The following is a 7,688-nucleotide window of genomic DNA, read 5'->3' on the forward strand; positions in this document are numbered from 1 at the left end:
ATAATAAATATGGGAATAATATAGTAGACAACAAGAACGTAAATTTAGCGTATTATGAATTTATAACCTCTCCTAATTGCACAAGGAAACTTTCATATTTCATGATCCTAGCATCACCATCACTTGCAAGCTCTATATATTCACCTGTATGTCTTACATTTTCTAATATAGATAGCAATTCTGATAACACATCAACAGTAAATTCCTTCAATATACTAAAGTAAAAATCAACTGTTCCTTCATTTGCAAACAATATGCCTGTAATTCCATAAGAATCCTTTGCAGCCAATAGATTTGGCCACTTAGATTGGCTAATCATACTTAATAGAGAACAATATTCCCTGATAGAATCTACATGATTATTTTCAAGTGCTTCAAACAAACCACTACTATAGTAAGAGCTTGCTAATAATATGTCAGACATCATTTCTTCAAAATGATCTCTAGAAATCATATTTCCCAAAGACACTAATCTTTCCAATAATTTACCAAAGGAACAAACGGAAGATGAATTACCTCTATGCATAGCTATACATAGTGCAGTAATACCTCTATAGTTGACAGACATAAGTATAGTAAAAATCATTCTAGCAATATCTAATGCTGGCACTTCATTAGAAAAGTAGGCTAATTTATCTAGTAGGCTACCAAAAGCAATAATTGCAGATGAACGTCCTTCCTGCATAGCCATAAATAATCCACTTACATATCCATCATCAGATTTTAGTACATCAGATTTAAGTACAGTAAAAATCATTTCAGCAATTTCTGATGCTGGAACTTCATTAGAAAGACTAATTAGTACATCTATTAAGCTACCAAAGGCAACAATTGCAGACGAACTACCCTCCTGCATAGCCATAAATAGTCCACTACCATCATTACTACTTGTCCTAGAGGTTAACAAATCAAAGATAATATAAGCCAATCTACTAGCAGGCATTTCTACCCTCAACGAAAGCAACACATCTAGCAAATTAGCAAAAGCATAGACAGAATCAGCATTATCTCCCTGCATAGCTAAAATAAGTCCTGATTCTCCACTTGCGTTACTAGCAAGAAGTAACTGCGGTAATACTCTTATCTTTTCATCATAAGACAAACTGTCTAATAAATAAGAATATGCTTGTATAGAATGATGATTATTATTAGACAAAGCAATATGCAAAGCTGAAACATTACCACTACTTCTACCGAAAACAAGAGTTTCTCTAACACTAGAAGGAAGTAAAGATAGTTTTTCAGACATCATTATTATATTTTTACTGCATACTCCACTCTCCATTAAGTGGTATAACGCGCACTCTGAAATACCACCATGTAACAAAGTTTCTAATCTTGATAAACTCTCACTTCCTACAATATCACCATCACTACATTCGTAGACCATTAATTCATGTTCTTTGGGAGCATCTAGTAATCGCTCAAAATATTCAGCATAACAATTACTACCAATAAACTTACGTAAAGAAAATTTATCTTCGTCCAAGAAAAAACTTGGATCACTAACTTCACTACGAGCAGTAACATTAGTCTTGTTTGGATCAAAAAAATGAACTACATACCTATATTCATCATTACCCAGATGATTAGTCTTTAATTTACAAACAACCCTTAATGCCATTACATGACTACAACTACTCAACAAAAATGATCTTTGATTATTAACATTAATATTTGTGGCAACTTCATGCAAAAAACAACCAAATCTATCGCAAACTATAATATACTTATTGGATGATTTATTTATCAAAATATTGTATAGACTATGAATATTACTAGGAGCCGCTTTCCTTATTGATTCTATATTTCCAAACAAATCATGAATTCTAAATTTTCTACCACTATTATGGCATTTAATGCCCTCAGAAACATATAAAGCGGATAAATGCGTGCAAAAAATACCCTTGCCATCCACCTGAACCTTGGAGTTTAATTCAGCGATACCACTGACGTGCTTATCAGACATATATGGCTCGCTCTTGTCAGAAGATAACAAGATTTCACCAGAGAAAGAGGAAACTCGTACCGGGAAATCACTGGAGCACGCCATACTACATCTCCAAAATACTTATAACTGTAGGAAATAGATAATAACTCCAGTAGGTTACATAATCATCAGAAAAAAATAAATGCAATAACCTCAATAATTTGTATAGTTTTTAGTTATCTGCATGCATGCGCAAAAGATATGCCGGCGCGAGGCCGGCATAGCAATAATCAAAGTGTAGTAAAATATGACTCAATTAATCAATACTATGAAAAAATTAATCAATATCTTATTTATAATTACTATCCATGTATATATAATGCAGCCAAAAATACCAATTGATTCTATGTACCTTTTAAGTATTTAACATCATTGGAAAAGCACCAGTTAATATGTAAAACATTACATGACATATACCCACATACATAACAATCCTTGCTATCCAATTAAACAAAAATATTTACCATTATCTTTGCCATATAACAGCAACCATTACATCACTGCTATCTAATGAACATGTGTAATAATAGTGTTTGTTACACAATCACAAAAATAGCCAAAAAATATAATATATCCCACATAATATCAAATTGTCATGCTTTAATAGAGTGTATGAGCCTTCAAAAAAACACCACATCCATTAAATAAAATAACTTCTAAAAATTAGACATAGACTTGCTATAATAACAGATAATAGTAATAACTGTATTAGTAATTCATGACAGGTACAAAACAGTTCCCCCATACTAGCTTTTAATTTGCATATTAATTTTAGTTATTCTTAAATGATTATCAAATTACACAATTATCATTATGGCAATCAACAAAAATTAAAACTAATATGGTGTTTACAGAGATAATATTTATGGTGCTTAAACACAACAAAATTTCAGGAAACAATAATAAATATAGGAATAATACAGTAGACACCAAGAACGCAAATTCAGTGTATTATGAATTTATAACCTCTCCTAATTGCACAAGGAAACTTTCGTATTTCACGATCCCAGCATCACCATCACTTGCAAGATCTATATACTCATCTGTATGTCTTACATTTTCTAATATAGATAGCAATTCTGATAACACATCAACAGTAAATCCCCTCAATATACTAAGGTAAAAATCAACTGTTCCTTCATTTGCAAACAATATGCCTGTAACTCCACAAGAATCCTTGGCAGCCAAGAGATCTGGGCACTTAGATTGGCTAATCATACTTAATAGAGAACAATATTCCCTGATAGAATCTACATTATTATTTCTGAGAGCCTCAAATAAACCATTACTACCACGGCCGGATCCTGCAAACAATATATCAAACACCATTCTTTCAATATGGTCCCCAGAAATCAAATTACCCAAAGATACTAATCTTTCCAATAATTTACCAAAAGAACAAATTGTAGATGGCCTATCATTATGCATAGCCATACATAGTCCAGTAATACCTCTACTGTTGACAGACATAAGTATATTAAAAATCATTCCAGCAATATCTAATGCTGGAACTTCATCAGAAAGATAGATTAATCTATCGAGTAGACCACCAAAAGCAGCAACTGCAGATGCACGTCCCTCCTGCATAGCCATAAATAATCCACTTACATATCCATCATCAGATTTTAGTACAGTAAAAATCATTTTAGCAATGTCTGATGCTGGCACTTCATAAGAAAGACTAATTAATCTATCTAGTAGTATCCCAAAAGCAACAATTGCAGACGAACACCCCTCCTGCATGGCTATAAACAATGCAGTACTAGGTTCAATGCCACTAGACTTAGAAGTTAACAAATCAAATATAATATCAGCCAATCTACTAGCAGGTATTTCTACCCTCAACGAAAGCAACATATCCAGCAAATTAGCAAAAGCACAGATAGAATCAGCCTTATCTTCTTGCACAGCTAAAAAAAGTCCTGATTCTCCACGTTCATTACTAGCAATAAGTAAACGTGGCAATACTTTTATCTTTTCAGCGTCAGATAAATTGTCTAACAGATAACAATATGCCAATATGGAATTATAATTATTATTAGACAAAGCAACATGCAAAGCTGAAACATTATTACTACCTCTACCTAAAACAACAGTTTCTCTGACACTAGAAGGAAGTAAAGATAGTTTTTCAGACATCATCATTATATTTTTACTGCATACTCCCTTCTCCATTAAATGGTATAACGCGCACTCTGAAATACCATCATGTAACAATGTTTCTAATCTTGATAGACACTCGCTTCCTACAACATCATCACCACTACATTCGCAGATCATTAATTCACATTCTTCAGGAGCATCTAGTAATCGTTCAAAATATTCACTGTAATAATTATTACCAATAAACCTACGTAAAGAAAACTTATCTTCATTCAAGAATGAACTCGGATCACTAACTTCACTACGAGAAACAACATTAGTTTTGTTTGGATCAAAAAAATGAATTACATATCTACGTTCACTGTTGCCTAATTGATCAGTTTTTAATTTACAAATAACCCTTAATGCCATTACATGGCTACAACTACTCAACAAAAACAATCTTTGATTATTAACAGCGGTATTTGTAGCAATTTCATGCAAAAAATAACCAAATCTATCGCAAACTATAATATATCTATTAGATGATTTACTTAACATCTGATCATACAGAACATGAACATTGGCAGGAGCAGCCCTCCTTATTGATTCCATACTTCCCAATAAATCATGTACTCTAAGTTTTTTAGTATCATCACGGTGTTTGATGTTTTCAGAAACGTATATAGCTGATAACTGAGAGCATACAATACTATTGCCATCTATCTGGACCTTAGAGTTTAACGGAGCAATTTCACTGACGTACTTATTATAAGATATGTATGGATCACTCTTGTCAGAAGACGACAAGACCTCACCAGAGAAAGAGGAAATCCGTACTGGAAAACCACTAAAGCACGCCATCTTATCTCCCCAAAATACTTACACTTATAACTATAGGTAGCAATGATCTAAGCAGGTCACCCAATCCAGAAAAAAAACAACTGCAATAATATTCATAATTTATTTACTCATATTACTCATATGCACAAAAGATATATGTAAAAATTACGTAAGCACGAGGTGTACATGGTAAGAATCAAAGTATAGTTAATATAACTTAATAAATTAATTAATATTATAAAATAAAAAAATTATCCCGATCACGATCATTATCAAAAACTATAAACAATGGTCACGAAGCACCATCGTGATTACTACATGTGGATAGTGGATAATTAAAAAATTAATCAATACCTTACTTATAATTACTATTTATATATAGTAATAGCATCAACCCAAAACATCAACTAATTCTATGTGCTTGTTAAGCAAGTACCCGACCTCACCAGAGAAAGAGATAATTGTGTCAGTTATACTATGGATAAATATTATATGATACGTACCTATACAGACGCGACATAAAAATCTTTACCTCCCAATTACAAAAAAAATATCTACTACTAGCCTTGTCTACAACGGCAGACGCTACATCACTGCTATCTAATAAACACATTTAATATTAGTGCTTGTAATAAACTTACATAAAAAAACACCCAAACCCAATAAAAGATATAATACATACCACATAATATAAAATTATTATTCCCTAGTAGAGGGTAAAAAATCTTCAAAGAAAGTAGCAATAGCGGTACTAATAATTAATGATAAGTACAATAAAGTCACACTATACTAACTTTTACTTCCTAGATTAAGCTTAGTTATTTTTAGATAATTCTCGAATTACGCAATTATCATTATGATAATTGACCAAAATTAAAATCGCAATACAGTGTTTACAGAGATAATATTTACGGTGCTTAGATACAACAAAAGTTGAGGATTTAGCGTATTATGAATTTACAATTTCTCCTAATTGCAGAAGAAAACCTTCGTATTTTAAGGCCCTAGCTCCATCATCACTTGCAAGTTCTGCATACTCATTTGTATGCCTCGTATCTTCTAATATAGACAGCAATTCTGATAACACATCAACAGTAAATCCCCTCAATATACTAAGGTAAAAATCAACTGTTCCTTCATTTGCAAACAATATGCCTGTAACTCCACAAGAATCCTTGGCAGCCAAGAGATCTGGGCACTTAGATTGGCTAATCATACTTAATAGAGAACAATATTCCCTGATAGAATCTACATTATTATTTCTGAGAGCCTCAAATAAACCATTACTACCACGGCCGGATCCTGCAAACAATATATCAAACACCATTCTTTCAATATGGTCCCCAGAAACCAAATTACCCAAAGATACTAATCTTTCCAATAATTTACCAAAAGAACAAATTGTAGATGGCCTATCATTATGCATAGCCATACATAGTCCAGTAATACCTCTACTGTTGACAGACATAAGTATATTAAAAATCATTCCAGCAATATCTAATGCTGGAACTTCATCAGAAAGATAGATTAATCTATCGAGTAGACCACCAAAAGCAGCAACTGCAGATGCACGTCCCTCCTGCATAGCCATAAATAATCCACTTACATATCCATCATCAGATTTTAGTACAGTAAAAATCATTTTAGCAATGTCTGATGCTGGCACTTCATAAGAAAGACTAATTAATCTATCTAGTAGTATCCCAAAAGCAACAATTGCAGACGAACACCCCTCCTGCATGGCTATAAACAATGCAGTACTAGGTTCAATGCCACTAGACTTAGAAGTTAACAAATCAAATATAATATCAGCCAATCTACTAGCAGGTATTTCTACCCTCAACGAAAGCAACATATCCAGCAAATTAGCAAAAGCACAGATAGAATCAGCCTTATCTTCTTGCACAGCTAAAAAAAGTCCTGATTCTCCACGTTCATTACTAGCAATAAGTAAACGTGGCAATACTTTTATCTTTTCAGCGTCAGATAAATTGTCTAACAGATAACAATATGCCAATATGGAATTATAATTATTATTAGACAAAGCAACATGCAAAGCTGAAACATTATTACTACCTCTACCTAAAACAACAGTTTCTCTGACACTAGAAGGAAGTAAAGATAGTTTTTCAGACATCATCATTATATTTTTACTGCATACTCCCTTCTCCATTAAATGGTATAACGCGCACTCTGAAATACCATCATGTAACAATGTTTCTAATCTTGATAGACACTCGCTTCCTACAACATCATCACCACTACATTCGCAGATCATTAATTCACATTCTTCAGGAGCATCTAGTAATCGTTGAAAATATTCACTGTAATAATTATTACCAATAAACCTACGTAAAGAAAACTTATCTTCATTCAAGAATGAACTCGGATCACTAACTTCACTACGAGAAACAACATTAGTTTTGTTTGGATCAAAAAAATGAATTACATATCTACGTTCACTGTTGCCTAATTGATCAGTTTTTAATTTACAAATAACCCTTAATGCCATTACATGGCTACAACTACTCAACAAAAACAATCTTTGATTATTAACAGCGGTATTTGTAGCAATTTCATGCAAAAAACAACCAAATCTATCGCAAACTATAATATATCTATTAGATGATTTACTTAACATCTGACCATACAGATCATGAATATTACCAGGAGCAGCTCTCCTTATTGATTCCGTACTTCCCAGTAAATCATGGACTCTAAGTTTTTTAGCTTTATTATGGTATTTAATGCTTTCAGAAACGTATAAAGCTAT

At 32.6% G+C, this 7,688-nt stretch carries 3 protein-coding genes; all 3 read right to left on the reverse strand.

Going from position 1 to position 7,688, the window contains the following annotated elements; all coding sequences use genetic code 11:
* Positions 1 to 52 precede the first annotated feature (52 nt).
* Entirely contained in the window at positions 53 to 2,053 is a 2,001-nt protein-coding gene (locus A6733_RS04135) for a ShET2/EspL2 family type III secretion system effector toxin (protein ID WP_092411239.1), read from the reverse strand.
* Positions 2,054 to 2,941: 888 nt separating this feature from the next.
* A complete protein-coding gene (locus tag A6733_RS04140) occupies positions 2,942 to 4,936 on the reverse strand; it encodes a ShET2/EspL2 family type III secretion system effector toxin (RefSeq protein ID WP_092460480.1) in 1,995 nt (664 codons plus the stop codon).
* Between the two features lie 928 nt (positions 4,937 to 5,864).
* Positions 5,865 to 7,688, reverse strand: a 1,824-nt coding sequence (locus A6733_RS04145) for a ShET2/EspL2 family type III secretion system effector toxin (protein ID WP_176696765.1), incomplete at its 5' end; no start/stop codon positions are given.

It is taken from the genome of Candidatus Ichthyocystis sparus (genome assembly GCF_900078745.1).
In the GTDB taxonomy this organism is placed as follows: Bacteria; Pseudomonadota; Gammaproteobacteria; order Burkholderiales; family 2013Ark19i; genus Ichthyocystis; species Ichthyocystis sparus.

Excerpts from the sequence above, each read along its gene's own strand:
- A6733_RS04135 (WP_092411239.1), bottom strand. The coding sequence starts at position 2,053 with ATGGCGTGCTCCAGTGATTTCCCGGTACGAGTTTCCTCTTTCTCTGGT.
- A6733_RS04140 (WP_092460480.1), bottom strand. The coding sequence starts at position 4,936 with ATGGCGTGCTTTAGTGGTTTTCCAGTACGGATTTCCTCTTTCTCTGGT.